Annotated in this window: 16 protein-coding genes; 10 read left to right on the top strand and 6 right to left on the bottom strand. The window is 67.1% G+C overall.

Annotation, left to right across the window (positions count from 1 at the left end; all coding sequences use genetic code 11):
- Positions 1 to 17: 17 nt before the first annotated feature.
- Entirely contained in the window at positions 18 to 272 is a 255-nt protein-coding gene (locus tag AC5P57_RS11800; RefSeq protein WP_262235501.1) for a hypothetical protein, read from the bottom strand.
- Positions 273 to 349: 77 nt separating this feature from the next.
- On the opposite strand from AC5P57_RS11800, the gene AC5P57_RS11795 reads away from it, so the two are divergent.
- Entirely contained in the window at positions 350 to 1,135 is a 786-nt protein-coding gene (locus AC5P57_RS11795; RefSeq protein ID WP_262235502.1) for an AraC family transcriptional regulator, read from the top strand.
- A 67-nt stretch (positions 1,136 to 1,202) separates the two neighbouring features.
- Entirely contained in the window at positions 1,203 to 1,628 is a 426-nt protein-coding gene (locus AC5P57_RS11790; protein ID WP_262235503.1) for a DUF7832 domain-containing protein, read from the top strand.
- 72 nt (positions 1,629 to 1,700) lie between these two features.
- On the opposite strand, the gene AC5P57_RS11785 is transcribed toward AC5P57_RS11790, so the two are convergent.
- The 4 genes from AC5P57_RS11785 to AC5P57_RS11770 all read right to left on the bottom strand — a co-directional run bounded on the left by AC5P57_RS11785 (position 1,701) and on the right by AC5P57_RS11770 (position 6,422).
- Positions 1,701 to 2,885 (bottom strand): ABC transporter permease, encoded by a 1,185-nt coding sequence (locus AC5P57_RS11785; protein WP_262235504.1) that lies wholly within the window; start codon positions 2,883 to 2,885, stop codon positions 1,701 to 1,703.
- Positions 2,882 to 3,628 (bottom strand): ABC transporter ATP-binding protein, encoded by a 747-nt coding sequence (locus AC5P57_RS11780; protein ID WP_099551723.1) that lies wholly within the window; start codon positions 3,626 to 3,628, stop codon positions 2,882 to 2,884. Before AC5P57_RS11780 ends, AC5P57_RS11785 begins: the two co-directional genes overlap by 4 nt.
- Positions 3,625 to 5,151 carry an alpha/beta hydrolase gene (locus AC5P57_RS11775; RefSeq protein WP_495219584.1) on the bottom strand — a complete coding sequence of 509 codons (1,527 nt, stop codon included), beginning with the start codon at positions 5,149 to 5,151 and terminating at the stop codon, positions 3,625 to 3,627. The genes AC5P57_RS11780 and AC5P57_RS11775 overlap by 4 nt, the downstream gene beginning before the upstream one ends.
- 68 nt (positions 5,152 to 5,219) lie before the next feature.
- A complete protein-coding gene (locus AC5P57_RS11770; RefSeq protein ID WP_262235506.1) occupies positions 5,220 to 6,422 on the bottom strand; it encodes a GGDEF domain-containing protein in 1,203 nt (400 codons plus the stop codon).
- Between the two features lie 154 nt (positions 6,423 to 6,576).
- Here AC5P57_RS11770 and AC5P57_RS11765 point away from each other — a divergent pair, with 154 nt between their 5' ends.
- The 3 genes from AC5P57_RS11765 to AC5P57_RS11755 all read left to right on the top strand — a co-directional run bounded on the left by AC5P57_RS11765 (position 6,577) and on the right by AC5P57_RS11755 (position 9,798).
- Positions 6,577 to 7,062 (top strand): DUF1203 domain-containing protein, encoded by a 486-nt coding sequence (locus tag AC5P57_RS11765; RefSeq protein ID WP_099551726.1) that lies wholly within the window; start codon positions 6,577 to 6,579, stop codon positions 7,060 to 7,062.
- A gap of 233 nt (positions 7,063 to 7,295) precedes the next feature.
- Positions 7,296 to 8,462 carry a lytic polysaccharide monooxygenase gene (locus AC5P57_RS11760; protein ID WP_099551727.1) on the top strand — a complete coding sequence of 389 codons (1,167 nt, stop codon included), beginning with the start codon at positions 7,296 to 7,298 and terminating at the stop codon, positions 8,460 to 8,462.
- Between the two features lie 169 nt (positions 8,463 to 8,631).
- On the top strand, positions 8,632 to 9,798 hold the full coding sequence (locus AC5P57_RS11755) for a lytic polysaccharide monooxygenase (RefSeq protein ID WP_262235508.1): 1,167 nt from the start codon (positions 8,632 to 8,634) through the stop codon (positions 9,796 to 9,798).
- An 89-nt stretch (positions 9,799 to 9,887) separates the two neighbouring features.
- Here AC5P57_RS11755 and AC5P57_RS11750 read toward each other — a convergent pair whose 3' ends face one another.
- On the bottom strand, positions 9,888 to 10,637 hold the full coding sequence (locus AC5P57_RS11750; protein WP_142807012.1) for a ferredoxin--NADP reductase: 750 nt from the start codon (positions 10,635 to 10,637) through the stop codon (positions 9,888 to 9,890).
- An 85-nt stretch (positions 10,638 to 10,722) separates the two neighbouring features.
- On the opposite strand from AC5P57_RS11750, the gene AC5P57_RS11745 reads away from it, so the two are divergent.
- The 5 genes from AC5P57_RS11745 to AC5P57_RS11725 all read left to right on the top strand — a co-directional run bounded on the left by AC5P57_RS11745 (position 10,723) and on the right by AC5P57_RS11725 (position 15,722).
- On the top strand, positions 10,723 to 11,691 hold the full coding sequence (locus AC5P57_RS11745) for an ABC transporter ATP-binding protein (protein WP_099551730.1): 969 nt from the start codon (positions 10,723 to 10,725) through the stop codon (positions 11,689 to 11,691).
- On the top strand, positions 11,688 to 12,479 hold the full coding sequence (locus AC5P57_RS11740) for an ABC transporter permease (protein ID WP_099524090.1): 792 nt from the start codon (positions 11,688 to 11,690) through the stop codon (positions 12,477 to 12,479). Before AC5P57_RS11745 ends, AC5P57_RS11740 begins: the two co-directional genes overlap by 4 nt.
- A gap of 275 nt (positions 12,480 to 12,754) precedes the next feature.
- Complete coding sequence (locus tag AC5P57_RS11735) at positions 12,755 to 13,522, top strand: hypothetical protein (RefSeq protein WP_262235511.1); 768 nt, start codon at positions 12,755 to 12,757, stop codon at positions 13,520 to 13,522.
- Positions 13,523 to 13,902: 380 nt separating this feature from the next.
- Positions 13,903 to 14,841 carry a 2-dehydropantoate 2-reductase gene (gene panE, locus AC5P57_RS11730; RefSeq protein WP_099551732.1) on the top strand — a complete coding sequence of 313 codons (939 nt, stop codon included), beginning with the start codon at positions 13,903 to 13,905 and terminating at the stop codon, positions 14,839 to 14,841.
- The gene (locus AC5P57_RS11725; protein WP_262235512.1) at positions 14,838 to 15,722 is read left to right on the top strand and encodes an NAD-dependent epimerase/dehydratase family protein; all 885 of its coding nucleotides are present in this window, start codon (positions 14,838 to 14,840) and stop codon (positions 15,720 to 15,722) included. Before panE ends, AC5P57_RS11725 begins: the two co-directional genes overlap by 4 nt.
- The last annotated feature ends 18 nt before the right edge of the window (positions 15,723 to 15,740 follow it).

Here is a 15,740-nt window from a genome sequence, read left to right as displayed (position 1 = left end):
TCCGGGCCTTGTCCGTTTCAGGCCACTCCATCGATCAGGCGTTGCAGTGCCGGATCGCGCGCCGCCAGCACCTGGAACAGGCCCAGCGCGTGCAGGCCCGGCAGCAACGCACGCAGGTCGGCTTCAGCAGTGGCGCGTGTGGCAGGATCGCTGGCCGGATCCTGCCAGTCGCGGACGCTGGCCAGGAAAGCACCGACACTGCCTTTGCGCACGGTGAGACCGTTCACCTGCACGTCGTTCTGATGGTCGGGAAGAATGTCCTGTGGCTGCATGGGGAAGCGCTCCGTTGAAGTGGGCTCCAGTGTCGGGGCCCGGACGCGACGTTTCTGCCGTATAACTGCCAATCGATATGGCAGATCAGACAACCACCGCATTGCTCGACCCCGCGTTGGCCGATGCCTCCGACGGACCGGTGGTGCTGGCGGCCCGGCTGCGCCAGCGCGGTGTGCGTCGCACGGGCCGCCACCGTCATGCGCGTGGGCAGCTACTGGGTGCGCACCAGGGGCTGCTGCGGATCGCCGCCGACGACCTGCACTGGCTGCTGCCTGCAGGTCACGTCGCCTGGATACCGCCCTTGCTGCCCCACGCGCTGCTGGGCGCAGACGGGTTCAATGGCTGGAGCCTGTACTTCAACGCCGAGGCCTGCCTGGGTCTGCCCGCCACACCACGCATCTTCCAGCCAGATGCGCTGCTGCAGGCGGCGGCAGCACGTGCGCTGCAATGGCCCCATCGGCCGCTGGATGCTGCACAGGCACGACTGGCCGGTGTGATCGCCGATGAGATCGCCAGCAGTACGCCATTGCCATTGGCCCTGCCACAACCGCGCGACCGCCGCCTGCGCCGGATCGCCGCCGCGCTGGCTCGCGCGCCGCACGACAACCGCAGCGTCGACGACTGGGCCGCGAGCAGCGGCCTGTCCAGCCGCAGCCTGGCCCGCCACTGGCTGGCCGAGACCGGCATGACGCTGGGCCAATGGCGGCAACGACTGCGCGTGCTGCTGGCGCTGCCACGCCTGCTGTCCGGCGAGCCGGTGATCAGCGTCGCGCTGTCGATGGGCTACGACACGCCCAGCGCCTTCATCGCCGTGTTCAAGCGCGAGATGGGCGTGACGCCTGCGCGGTATGGAAAAGGATGACGCATTCAACCCTCCCACCGTAGTTCCTCGCGACCTATGCTGGTTGTCGACCTCAAGAGGAAAATAGATGAAGTACGACGACGCCAGCTGGCATTCCGACGGCGATTTTCCCGCCGAGCTTGCCCCCGAGGCCGGTGCAACGCATATCGGCATGTACGTGGCATGGCTCCTACTGCGCGGTATGGCAAGTGAGGAACTGGCAGAGGACATGCAGGAGGAACTGGAATCCTTGACCCGGCGTAGGATGACACCCGGTCAGTTCCTGCTGGTGTGTGATGGCAAGTTCCTTGACGAAATGATCAACGATGAGGCGAACGCATTCACGCTGGAATACTACGACGCGGATGACTGCCTGTATCCCGATGACTACATCGAATTGCTGGCAGACGATCTCCCTTCGCTGTACCACGTCGCCGATACCTGGGAGAACTTCGACCGGCTGGCACCGGTGATCACCCAGCGCTTCGCCACTTGGCAGACAACGCGATCCTGAAAGCAACGAGGCCCGGACTGACCGGGCCTCGTTTCATATCCGCCGTGTATGGCCCGGCGCTACCAGCGGCGGTCAGCCGGAGATCGCCAGGCGCTCGTTGTGGTAACGACGCACGGCGGCGAACCACAGCACGGCGGCCAGGCCGAGGCTGGCGCCGAGATAGATGGCCCAGACCGCCGGCGTGATCGTCTCGTGGCGGATCACCTTCAGCAGCATCTGGTTCTGCGACAGGAACGGCACGGCGTACTGCCACAGCTCGCTCTTCAGCGGATAGGCCACCAGCGCGTAGCCGGGCATCATCGGCAACAGCATCAGCCAGGTCATGTGGCTCTGCGCTTCCTTCATGCTCTTGGCCGCGGCCGACAGGAAGGTCAGCAGCGAGGTGCCGATCATCAGCATCGGCAACATCACCAGCAGCATCTGCAGCATCGAACTGACGTTCATGTTGAACTGGCGGCCGATGTTGCCGGGTGCGATCTGTGCGCTCACCTTGAACGCCACCAGGGTCAGCAGCAGCGACACGAACCCGACCACGCAGGCGGCCGCGATCTTGCCGCTGACAATGGCGCTGCGCGAGCCCGGTGTGGCCAGCAACGGCTCCAGTGACTGTCGCTCACGCTCGCCGGCGGTGGCGTCCATCACCAGATAGGCACCGCCGATGAACGAGGTCAGCGTGAGCAGTACCGGCAGCAGCATCGACAGGATCATGCCGCGCTTGGCCTCGGCACTGGCCAGGTCCTGGCGCGCCACCTCCAGCGGCCGTGCGACCTGCGCGTCGATGCCACGCGCCATCAGGCGCAGCGCACCGACCTGGCCGTTGTAGGTCGCCAGTGCCGCCTCCAGGCGCGCGCTGGGTACTTCTGCGGCGCGACGGGTACTGTCCTTGATCACCTCCACCAGCGCCGGCTTGCCATCGGCCCAGTCCTTGCCGAAGTCATCGCTGATGCGCAGCGCCACGTCGATCTCCTGGCTGCGGATGGCCTCGGCCAGGTCCTTCGGTGCCGGAGCGGTGTTCAGCCCCTGCGCGGCGAGGAAACGCACCAGATTGGGGGCGTTGTCCGCACCGATGGTCGGAATCTGCAGCGGTTGTTCGATCTGGGTGCGCACCCGGCTCTCAGCCAGCTTGCCCATGCCCAGCAGCAGCACCGGGTACAGCAGCGGCCCGAACAGGAGGGTCAGCGCCAGCGTGCGGCGGTCGCGCGACAGGTCACGCAGCTCCTTGCGCATCACCGTCATCAGGGTCGACATCATGCTCATGCGTGCAGGCCCTCTTCGCTGCCGATCAGTTTCACGAACGCATCTTCCAGGTTGGATTCGCCGGCCTGCGTACGCAGTTCATCGGCGCTGCCGGCGGCCATCACCGTGCCCTTGGCGATGATCACGATGTGATCGCACAGCGCACCCACCTCCTGCATGATGTGACTGGACAGGATCACGCAGCGGCCTTCCTCGCGCAGCCCCAGCAGGAACCGGCGCAGCGCGCGGGTGGTCATCACGTCCAGGCCGTTGGTGGGTTCATCGAGGATGACGTTGCGCGGGTCGTGTACCAGCGCGCGGGCAATCGCGGTCTTGGTGCGCTGGCCCTGCGAGAAGCCATCGGTCTGGCGATCAAGGATGTCGCCCATGTCCAGGGCATGCGACAGCACCTCGATGCGTTCGCGGATGTGCTGGGCCGAGAGGCCATGCAGTTCGCCGAAGTAGGCGATGTTCTCGCGCGCGGTCAGGCGCTTGTACACGCCACGCGCATCGGGCAGCACCCCCAGGTGGCGGCGTACCTCCACCGGGTTGCGCGCTGCATCGATGCCATCGACGCTGATGCTGCCCTGGTCGGGCGTCATCAGCGTGTACAGCATGCGCATGGTGGTGGTCTTGCCGGCACCATTGGGGCCCAGCAGGCCGGTGATGCGGCCATCCTCGGCGCGGAAGCCGACGTTGGCGACCGCCTGAATGCGCCCCGTACGGGTGTCGAAAGCCTTGTGCAGGTTGTCGGCGACGATCATGGTTCCCATCCGTTGAACGAGGTGAACGCCGGCACATAGCTCAGCGTGTCCAGGCAGCCGGCATCCAGCGCCTTGGCATCGGTCGTGTCGATGAACTGGCCAAGCAGGCGCGGCATGCAACCAGCCGCCAGCGTGCCGTGGCCCTGGCCGCGTGCGACCAGCGTGCGTCCATTGGGCAGGCCCTTGAGGACCTGCTCGGCATAGCGCGGCGGCGTCACCGGGTCCAGCTCACCGGACAGCAGCAGCGCCGGTACGTCACTGCGCAGCGGCACGGCATTGGCTGCCGGTGCCGGCCGGTGCGGCCAAACCGGGCAGGCGGCGAAGAAGGCACTGGCCACGTCGTTGCCGAACAGGCGCTCGGGATCCTCGGCCGGCGCGTGGTAGCGCGGCGCATCTTCGCTGCAGATCACCGACCACTGCATGCCACGGTTGATCTGGAAATCCATGCTGCGGTTCGCACCGCGTGCCAGCGACGCCAGCGGTGCGTAGCGGCCGTGCGCGGCTTCATCGAGAACCAGCGGCAGCAGCGAGGAATACTGCGGCACATAGGAGAAGGCGAACGCCAGGCCGATCACGCTGTCCGGACTCAGCACATCCTGCCGGGTCTGGTTGGTGCCGGGGTCGCGATACTCCACTGAGACCGGGGCGCGGCGCAGGGTCTCGACCACGCTGCGCAGCTGCGCACGGGTGTCGGTCGGGAAGCGCTTGCTGCAGGCGGCATCCTTGCGGCACTGCGCCGACTGCAGGGCGATCGCATCCTCGAACGTGGTGGCGAAATCGCCGCCCACCACCAGCTCGTTCGGCACCACGCCATCGATGACGATGCTGCGCGTGTGCTGTGGATAGGCACCGGCATAGCGTTGGGCTACGCGGGTACCGTAGGAGCCGCCGACCAGGTTGATGCGCTCGACGCCCAGCGCCTGACGCACCGCATCCAGATCAGCAATCGCCTCGCTGGTGGTGTAGAAGCGCGCATCGGCACGCCCCTGCAGCGAGGCGGCGCAGCGCTCGGCGTAATCGCGCAGCGAGGCTTCCGTGGGTGCGGCATCCTCGTCCATGGCCAGCTCCTTGCCATCCGCGCCAAGGCAGTTGAGGGGGTTGGAGCCGCCGGTACCGCGCTGGTCGACGAGGAAGATGTCGCGCTGCTTGCGCACCTGGCGCAGCGCGGTATCGACGATGACCGCCACTTCGCTGGCGGCCTGGCCGGGGCCACCGGCCAGGAAGAACACCGGGTCGGGCTGGCTGGAGCCGCTGCTGCCCGATTCCAGCCAGGCGATGCGCAGGCCGATGCGTCGGCCTTCGGGCTGGGCCCGGTCCTCCGGTACCTGCAGGGTGGCACACTGCGCTTCCACGTTGGCACTGGCACCTACCGTGGACAGCGTGCAGGGCTGGAAGTCGATCGTGCCGAAACGGCGGCTGGGTCCATCGCTGGCGCCTTCGACGCCGGGTGACGGTGGCTGGCTGCAACCGGCAAGCATCAGGCTGGCCAACGTTGCGGCCAACGCGAGGTGGTGTCTTTGCATCGTGCTCGTTTCCCCTGGAGGACGTTCCTGGCAACCACGACGGGCTGCCGCGGAAGATGTGACTCAACTTACACGGGCACGGCGTCGTCGGCGATGGGCAGACGCGAAATCTCCGCCGGCGTGGCGCAGGCCAGGCGATCGCGGCCCTCGGCCTTGGCCCGGTACAGCGCCGCATCGGCCGCCGCCAGCAGCGTGGACAGGTCGCCTTGGCCTTCGTCCATCGCCAGACCGATGCTGGCGGTGACCGTCACCGGTCCGGTGGCCAGGCGCGCCGGGCACCGCTGCAGAGCGGCACGGATCGCTGCGGCCCCTGCCATTGCATCGCCCTGCGTGCTGCCGGCCATCACCAGCACGAACTCCTCACCGCCGTAACGGCCCAGCAGGGCGTCGTGGCCCGGTGCACAGCGCTGCAGCAGCGCTGCGAAATGGCGCAGTACCTGGTCACCTGCCAGATGGCCCCAGCGGTCATTGATCTGCTTGAAGTGATCGACATCCACCAGCAGCAGCGCCAGCGGCCGTCCCTGCCGGCGCAGCCGCTGCAACTGCGCCTGGCCATCGGCCAGCACCGCGCTGCGGTTGAGCAGCCCGGTCAGGCCATCGGTGCGCGCCGCATGCCGCAGATCGACCAGCATGCGTTCGACCAGCAGCAGCACCATCGCGAAGCAGCGTGCCAGTTCCAGCATCACTCCGGCGATGTAGGTGGCGAACATCGGCGAACCGGTGCGCATGATGTCCTCGCCGGCATCCGGGGCCACCGGCAGGAACAGGCGCACGGCATACGATGTGGCTTCGGCCAGGAACACCGCAGCGGCCAACCGGCAACTGGTGCGTTGCTGGGCCGGGGCATGGCGCAGCAGCAGCCAGGCGATCCAGCCATCGACAACCAGCGCGAACACGCTGAACACCTGCAGGCGCACGCCCAGGTTTGGCCATGGCACCAGGAAGGCAAAGATGCAGGCCATGAACGCGGCCGCCATCAACAACGGCCGCCACAGCGGCAACGGCTGCTCCAGGTGCAGCGCCACGCCGCGCAGCATCATCAGCGCGCACCCGGCCATCGCTGCATTGCCGGCCAGCACCGCCGGCGCCAGTGGCAGATAGGGACGCAGCGCCAGCAGGGTCACGCCCAGGGTGAGCAGCCACAGGCTGGCGGTCCACTGGCGCAGCACCGGCTGCCCGCGCAGCACGACCAGCAGCAGCGAGAACCCCACGGCAATGCCGATGCAGAGCAGGAAGCCAAGCACGGTGATGGTGCGGAAATCCAGTGACATGCAGCGCTCATCGGCCGGGGCGGCGCGCGCATCTTAGCGCCTTGCAGCGCGATTCCCGCGGCGTTCCTCGGCTCGAGGGTGATGCGGGGTCTGAAAACGGCGAGCATGGCGGCCGGCGCATGCGCAGAATCCGCGGGAAACCAAGGAGACGCCCATGCATGCGTGGTACCTCGGTGGCATCGACCACCGCCCCTTCCTGCCCCTCTTCGAGATGAGTGACATCGCGCTCGCTGCGCTGGGAATCCAGCGTCGCTGGGCAGGTGATTCGGGAGGACACCCCTGCCGGATCAGCCTGAGCGATCCTCCCCGCGGCAGCGAACTGCTCCTGCTGTCCCATGTGCACCTGCCGCTGCACTCGCCCTATCGCGCCTCCGGCCCGATCTTCGTGCAGCGCGGCGTGATCCGTTGCGTACTGCCCGCCGGGCAGGTGCCACCTTATGTGCAGCGCCGCCTGATCTCGCTGCGCGCCTATGACGCAGCGGCGCTGATGCGCAGTGCGCAGGTCTGCGCCGGCACCGAGGTCGCCACGCAGCTGGACACGATCTTCGCCGATCCAGCGGTGGCCTTTGTCCAGCTGCACAACGCGGCACACGGCTGTTTCTCATGCCAGGCAGATCGGGTTGGCATCAACGCCACGTAATGCCACCTCCATGACGTGATCGACGGCACGCCGATCACGTGACCATTGGCGCATCCGTTCAGCACCACGTGAAGCCTGCGGGAAGGGCTTCACATGCACAGTCACGGATCGGCACTTCCATGGTTCCGCCGCCCGCACCACGACTCGATACTCGCTGTGGTGCCGCCGCAAGTCCGCTGCGCAGCGCAACTCCTGCGGTCACCGTTCCCTTTCGACGACCACAAGGATGCGCCATGTCATTCCGATCCACACCGTTGCTGCTGGCCACCACGTTCGCCGCCGCAGGCCTGAGCCTGGCCGGCACTGCGGCCGCCCACGGCACCATGACCACGCCGGTCAGCCGCGTCTACGCCTGCTTCCAGGGCAATCCCGAGAACCCGACCAATCCGGCCTGTGCCGCCGCCAAGGCGATCGGCGGCTCGCAGGCGTTCTACGACTGGAATGGCATCAACCAGGCCAACGCCAATGGCAACCACCAGGCGGTGGTGCCCGATGGCAAGCTGTGCAGCGGCAACAACCCGACCTTCCGCGGCCTGGACGTGGACCGCAGTGACTGGCAGACCACGCCGATCCAGCCCGACGCGAATGGCAGGTTCACTTTCGTGTTCAAGGCCACCGCGCCGCATGCCACGCGTGACTGGCGCTTCTTCGTCACCCGCGAAGGTTGGCAACCGGGCAGCCCCTTGCGCTGGGCCGACCTGCAGGAATTCTGCACACTCGGCAATACGCCGCTGTCGGCCGATGGCACCTACAAGCTGCAGTGCACGCTGCCGCAGCGCAGCGGCCAGCACGTGATCTACAACACCTGGCAGCGCTCGGATTCGACCGAAGCGTTCTACACCTGCATGGACGTGCGCTTCCAGGGCGGTGGCACCACGCCGGCACCGCAGTGGCAGGATGCCGGCCCGGTCACCGCGCGCGGCGAGTTGCCGGTGGGAACTACACTGGCGCTGCGCGTGTTCAATGCAAACGGCAATGACGTGGAACGCGTTGAGGCCACGCTGGCCGGCGGCCAGACGGCGGCCGCGCAGTGGCCGTTGGTGCTTGCCCGCAAGGTCAATGGCAGTGCCCAGCACGCGCGCGTGGGCGTGCTCGCCAATGGCGTGATCACGCCGACCGCCTCGGCCACCGACAACCGCGTGTACCTGAAGGATGGCAACCGCTTCCAGCTCGACACGAAGGTGCCGGACCCGGGCACGCCGTCGCCGGGCGGTGATTTCGACCATGTGTACCCCGCCGGTATCGGCAGCTACGTGCCGGGCCAGACCGTGGTGAAGGGCACCGACGGCAAGCTGTACGCCTGCCGCCCGTTCCCGGAGGGTGCCTGGTGCAACGTCAATGCCGAGGCATACCGGCCGGGCGTGGGTGCCGCCTGGCGGGATGCGTGGATCGCGTACTGATCATACGGTCGAGAGGCGGTGCCACTGCATCGCCTCTCGCCTGCAGGAAGTGGGTACGACTGCGCAGAAGCACTTTCGCGGCCGCGAGTTTCGTACTGTTCCTATGGTGATCGTCAGTTCGCATGTGAAGACTCCTCCCGGCAGTTCCACCCTTCCAGAGGAGATCTCCATGCATCTGTCCCATCGGGCCGCGCTCGCGCTGTCCGCCATCGCTGGCCTGGCCCTGTCCGGCGGCGCCTTCGCCCACGGCACCATGTCCAAGCCGCTCAGCCGCGTGAAGCAGTGCTACGAGGGCAACCCGGAGAACCCGACCAACCCGGCCTGCGCTGCGGCCAAGGCCATTGGTGGCGCGCAGCCGTTCTATGACTGGAACGGCGTCAACCAGGCGGCCGCGCACGGCAACCATCAGGCCGTCGTTCCGGATGGCCAGTTGTGCAGTGGTGGCAACAGCAAGTTCCGCGGCCTCGACCTGAACCGCAGCGACTGGCCGACCTCGCCGATCCGCGCCGATGCACGCGGCCGGTACACCTTTGAATTCCTTGCACCGGCACCGCACGCCACCCGCGAGTGGAAGTTCTACGTCACCCGTGACGGCTGGAAGGCCAGCGACGGTCTGCGCTGGTCGGACCTGGAAGCGTTCTGCACGCTGGGCAACGTGCCGCTGTCCGAGGGCGGTGTCTACAAGCTGGACTGCCCGCTGCCCAAGCGCAGCGGCCAGCACATCATCTACAACACCTGGCAGCGCTCGGATTCGGGTGAAGCCTTCTACACCTGTGTGGACGTGCGCTTCGAAGACGGTGATGGCGTCACCCCGCCGCCGCAATGGCAGGATGCCGGCCCGGTCACCGCGCGCGGTGCATTGGAAGCAGGCACCACGGTGACCCTGCGCGTGTTCAACGCCAACGGCAACGATCTGGAACGTCCGGAAATCACCCTGGCCGCCGGCCAGACTGCTGCAGACCAGTGGCCGCTGGCGCTGGCGCGCAAGGTCAACGGCAACGCCCAGCACGCCCGGGTGGGTGTAATGAGGAACGGCGTCATCACGCCGGTGGCGTCGGCGACCGGGAACCGTGTCTATCTCAAGCCGGGCAACCGCTTCGAACTGGAAACCCGGATTCCGGGGCCGGGCCCGATCGATCCGCCGGGCGGCGACTACGATTTCGTGTACCCGGCCGGTATCGGCAGCTACAAGCCTGGCGAGACCGTGGTGAAGGGCACCGATGGCACGCTGTACGCCTGCCGCCCGTTCCCGGAAGGCGCCTGGTGCAACATAAATGCCGATGCCTACCGCCCGGGCACCGGGTTCGCCTGGCGGGATGCCTGGATCGCGTACTGAGGCAGGCACCGGGGGCGGCATGACGCCGCCTCCGGTGGGTATTTCCAGGCGTCGTGGGGTTGCCGGCCAGCGGCCGGCACCAACCGGACCTATTTGCTGCTGACGTACTTCTCGCGGCGGATCTGCGGGTTGCCCAGGCCAGCCGCCTTGAGCAGCTCGGCGCAGGCATCGACCATGTCCGGGTTGCCGCACAGGTAAGCGATGTCGGTGGCCGGGTCCGGCGAGAAACCAGCCAGGGCCTGCTGCACGTAGCCGTGCTGCACGTCCGGGTGCGGATCGGCCGGCAGTTCGCGCGACAGGCACGGCACATAACGGAAGTTCGGATGTTTTTCGGCGAAGCTGTAGAAATCTTCGCTGTACAGCAGCTCACCCGGGCTGCGCGCGCCCTGCAGCAGCACGATCTGCACACCGCGCTCGGCCATGGCCTTTTCCAGCAGCGGCAGCATCGAGCGGTACGGGGTAACGCCGGTACCAGTGGCGATCAGCAGGTAACGGGCGTTGTGATCACCGGGATTCAGGCAGAACCGGCCATAGGGGCCGGACGCACTGATCTGGCCGCCCTGCTCCAGCGCCTCGAACAGCGCCGTGGCGGCGCCGCCGGGCACGAAACTGACCGCGATATCCACTGCCTCGCCCGGGCCCAGCGCGTGGTCGTGGATGGTCGCCAGCGAGTAGCTGCGCTTGGTTTCGGTGCCGTCGGCGTAGCTGAAATGGACCTGGATGAACTGGCCGGGCTGGAAATCCAGCGGCTGTCCATCGTCACGCACGAACTGGTAGTGGCCGACGGTCGGGGCCAGCATGCGGCAGCCGACCAGCTTGAGGGGGAATTGAACAGGCACGACTTTTCGGGACAGTGTGTAGCCGGGGCAAGCCCTCGGGGTCTTCTATAATAGCCCCTCCCCGCCCCCTCTCCAGCGCCAGCCCATGGGCGCGAAGGCTTCGAGCTTGGCATCCCAGAACGATACGGCGCCCGCCCTGCGCGTGCGCGACCTGCGCAAGACCTACGACAACGGCACCCAGGCCCTGAAGGGGGTTTCCCTGGAAGTGGCCCCGGGCGACTTCTTCGCCCTGCTCGGCCCCAACGGTGCCGGCAAGTCGACCCTGATCGGCATCATCAGCTCCCTGGTCAACCTCAGCGAGGGCCAGGTGGAAGTGTTCGGCAGCGACCTGGTGCGCAACCGCAGCGCCACCATGCGCCTGATCGGCCTGGTGCCGCAGGAAATCAACTTCAACCTGTTCGAGAAACCTTTCGACATCCTGGTGAACTACGCCGGTTTCTACGGCGTGCCGCGCGAGGAAGCCGAAAAGCGTGCCGAAGAGGAACTGAAGCGTGCGCATCTGTGGGAAAAGGCGCAGGTGATGAGCCGCACCCTGTCCGGCGGCATGAAGCGTCGGCTGATGATCGCGCGCGCGATGATGACCCGCCCGCGCCTGCTGATCCTGGACGAGCCGACTGCCGGCGTGGACATCGAGATCCGCCGCGACATGTGGCGCGTGCTGAAGGAGATCAATGCCGCCGGTACCACGATCATCCTCACCACGCACTACCTGGAAGAGGCCGAGTACCTGTGCCGCCACCTGGCAATCATCAACCACGGCCAGATCGTCGAGCAGGGCCCGATGCGCGCCCTGCTGGCCAAGCTGGACGTGGAAGGCTTCCTGCTGGACATCGATGGCGAACTGCCGGCGCAGCTGCCGGTGATCGAAGGCGCGACGTTGACCGCCCCCGATCCGCACACGCTGGACATCGACATGCCGCGCGCGATGGACCTCAACCGCGTGTTCGCCACGCTGAACGAGGCTGGCATCCGCGTGCGTTCGATGCGTACCAAGAGCAACCGCCTGGAGGAGCTGTTCGTGCGCCTCACCGGCAACCTGGAGACTTCCGCATGAGCACCACCGAGCTGACCGACGGCCAGCGCAACCGCGTCGCGCTGATGACCATCGTGCGCCGCGAAGTCGCCCGCATCATGCGCATCTGGGGCCAGACCCTGGTGCCGCCGGCGATCACCATGACCCTGTACTTCCTGATCTTCGGCAACCTGATCGGGTCGCGCGTGGGTGACATGGGCGGCTACAGCTACATGCAGTTCATCGTGCCGGGCCTGGTGATGATGAGCGTGATCCAGAACAGCTACGGCAACATCAGCTCCTCGTTCTTCGGCGCCAAGTTCGGCCGCCACGTGGAAGAACTGCTGGTCAGCCCGATGCCGAACTGGGTGATCCTGTGGGGCTACGTGGCCGGTGCTGTGCTGCGCGGCCTGATGGTGGGCGTGATCGTGCTGATCATCGCGATGTTCTTCACCCCGGTGCGCATTCCGCACCCCATCGTGATGCTGACCACGGTGATCCTGGGCGCGACGATCTTCTCGCTGGCCGGCTTCATCAACGCGGTGTACGCCAAGAAGTTCGACGACGTGGCGATCGTGCCGACCTTCATCCTGACCCCGCTGACCTACCTGGGTGGCGTGTTCTATTCGGTGAAGCTGCTGCCGACCTGGGCCGAGGCGGCCACGCACGCCAACCCGATCTTCTACATGGTCAACGCGTTCCGCTATGGCCTGCTGGGCAGCAGCGACGTACCGCTGCCGGTGGCCTACGGCCTGATGATCGGCTTCGTGGTGGTGCTGACGGCGCTGGCGCTGTGGCTGCTGCGCCGTGGCGTGGGCATGCGCAGCTGAGTTCTGCGTGCAGGGCCTGCGGCCCTGCACCCGCCGAATCAACGTCAACGTCAACTTCAACGGCAAAAGCTGACTATCCGGGGGATGGCGGGGTGGGTCCGGTTGCGGCTCACACCCCCGCAACCGGACCCACCCCGCCTTCGACAGATTGCCGCTGCTGTTGGTGGGTGTCGACCTTGGTCGACACTGTAGATCCACGCCATGCGTGGATGGAGCGTTCACGGTAAGGTCGACGCTCCGCTCTTCTCGTTCGGGATTGCGGCTAGGCTGTGGCGATGAACATCACTTCCATTCCGCTGGACAAGGCCGTGTCGGACGGCCCCATCGATGCCTTCAGCCATGCGTTGCTGGGCGATTCGCCCACGTTGGAGGAGGTGCTGGAATACCTGGCCTCACAGCACGCGGCTGATCCTCGGTATCGCTATCTATGCACGCTCGATGACGCCGGCCAGTGCCGCTACACCAGCATGCACGCGTCAGACGACGCACGCATCGCGCTGTACGAGGACGAGGACCCGGCAACCCCCGAAGATGCGTTGGCGGCACGCGGGCGGTTGCTGGCGCATGTCGTCGCGCAACTCGAGCATTCCTCTCATCGACTGGAATGGAGCGCGCTGGCGGGCACGCTGATGTGCAATGACGCAGACATCGAGGCACTGGTCGCGGCCAATGCCACACCGGGCCACATCGTCGACGATGTGGTCTGCGTGCAGCAGGTGCCCGTGGACCGCGATGACCTGCTGATCGCCGCCCTGCCCAACGGTTACTTCAGCGCGGACTGGGACCCCTTCCAGAATCACGCCCTGATCCGGCACCTGCAGGAGCGATACGACTACCGTCTGTTCGGGCTTGGCGCGTCGTGGCTGGGCTTCCAGCGCGACAGCGCGCCGTTGCCTGCAGAAGCGAGTGCTCTGGTCGCGGATCTGCAGCACACCTATGCCGCAGGAACGGATGACACCTGGTCACAACTGGCTGCAACCCTGGCCACCCGCACCACACTGCTGTTGGGCTACACCGAAGACTTCAGCGAACAACTGCCCTGAGCACCGCTCTACACGAGCGGGCGCAGCGAGCGACCCGCTTCCGCTCTTGATCTGCTTTCCGTGGTGGCCGCGCCCGGAACATGTCCGTGGCCGGGCGGGTAGGTTGTGCAGGGGCGTGAGCCGCATGGGCCCGAGGCATGCCTCGGGCGGGTTGGGCAGGACGCCCAACCCCGGTCTTGCCGTGTGCGCAGGAAAGCGCACGCGAGCAAGCGGCGACCGAGCTTACGGGGACGTACTTGCAGCGTCCCCTGCGCGGCCTACCCGCCCGGCCTACCCCAATGAACAGTGCTTTCCGCGAACCACCACGAGGTGCTCCGCCGTTGGCCGCAATCTCCGGCACAATCGCAGTTCTGATTCCCCCAGAACACGGTGAACCTGCAATGCGCATCCTGATCCTCGGCGCCGGCGGTACCGGCGGTTACTTCGGTGGTCGCCTGGCCCAGGCCGGCGTGGACGTGACCTTCCTCGTGCGCCCCGCCCGCGCAGCGCAGCTGGATCGCGATGGCCTGGTCATCCGCAGCCCCATCGGCGATGCCCGCTTCCCGGTGCAGCACGTCACTGCCGACGCGCTGCCAGCGCTCGCCGCGCAGAAGCCGTTCGATCTGGTCATTCTCAGCTGCAAGGCCTATGACCTGGACAGTTCGATCGATGCCATCGCGCCGGCAGTCGGTGTGAACACCACCGTGCTGCCAATCCTCAACGGCCTGCACCACTACAACGCACTGGACCTGCGCTTCGGCCGCGAGGCGGTGCTGGGTGGCCTGTGCTTCATCAGCGCCACCAAGGCCACTGACGGCGCCGTGCTGCATCTGGGCAAGCCAGCCAAGCTCACCTTCGGCGAGCGCGATGGCGGCGCGATCTCCGCGCGCGTCCGTGCCTTCGCCGCCGCCTGCGCACAGGCCAGTCTTGATCACCTGGCCAGCGAACGCATCGGCCAGGAACAGTGGGTCAAGTACACCTTCCTGACCGCGCTGGCCGCTGCCACCTGCCTGCTGCGCGCCGACATCGGCACCATCGTCGCTACCCGCGATGGCGAGGCGATCGTGCGTGGCCTGTATGACGAGTGCCTGGCCGTGGCCGAGGCCGCCGGTGAGCCGATTCCCGAAGCCGCACAGGACACCGCACGCGGCACCCTGACCCAGTCCGGCTCTGCGTTGAAGGCCTCGATGCTGCGCGACCTGGAAGCAGGCCAGCAGGTCGAAGCCGAGCAGATCGTCGGCGACATGCTGGCGCGTGCCCGCAAGGCCGACCAGGAAGCCCTGCTGCTGCAGGTCGCCTATAGCAGCCTGCAGGCCTACCAGGCACTGCGCAGCGCGTGAGCTTCGCGTTGCAGGCCAACGCACTGCCGGCGCGGGTGCTGATCCTCGGCCTGGGCTGGAGCGGGTGCGTGCTGGCTACGCAGCTGCAGGCGCGCGGCGTGCAGGTTGCGGGGACGGTGCGTGATCCGGCAGCGGCGCCCAACGATGGCCTGCATCGACACCGGCTGCATGCCGACGCCTCGCCTTCGCCGTCCCTGCTCGAGGAAATCGCGCAGGCCAACGCCGTGTTGTGCAGCGTGCCGCCAGATGCCAGGGGTGACCCGGCACTGCGCCTGCTGTTGCCCGCGCTGCAGGCCAGCCCGGCATTGCGCTGGGTCGGCTATCTGTCGTCGACCTCGGTGTATGCCGACCGCGCCGGCGGTTGGATCGAAGAGCGCAGCGCGGCCGATGCCACTGAAGCGGCCGGCGTGCAGCGCTTGCTCGCGGAAGCACAATGGCGCGCACTGGCCGGACAACACGGCATCGCCTCGGCGGTGTTCCGCCTGCCCGGCCTGTACGGGCCGGGCCGCAATGCGCTGATGCAGTTGGCACAGGGGCGTGCACGCCACGTGGTGCGGCCCGGGCTGGTGTTCAACCGCCTGCATGTGCAGGACCTGGCGGCGGTCATCATCGCCGCGATGCAGCGCCCCACCGCACAAGGGTTGTACCTGCCCAGTGACGACGAGCCGGCGCCACCGCAGGACGTACTGGCCTTCGCCGCGCAGCTGGGCGGGGTCGCGCTGCCGCCGGCCGTGGCCTGGGACGATCCGGCGCTGAGCCCGGCACTGCGGCGCTTCTACGAGAGCAACAAGCGCATCGACAGTCGTGGCACGCGTGAAGCATTGGGATGGGAACCACGGTTTCCGAGTTACCGTGAAGGCCTGCGCGACCTGCTCCGGTAGTGCCGGCCGCTGGCCGGC

This window comes from Stenotrophomonas sp. YJH_SMC_79, from assembly GCF_059367995.1.
This window is presented reverse-complemented; position numbering and strand designations above follow the sequence as displayed.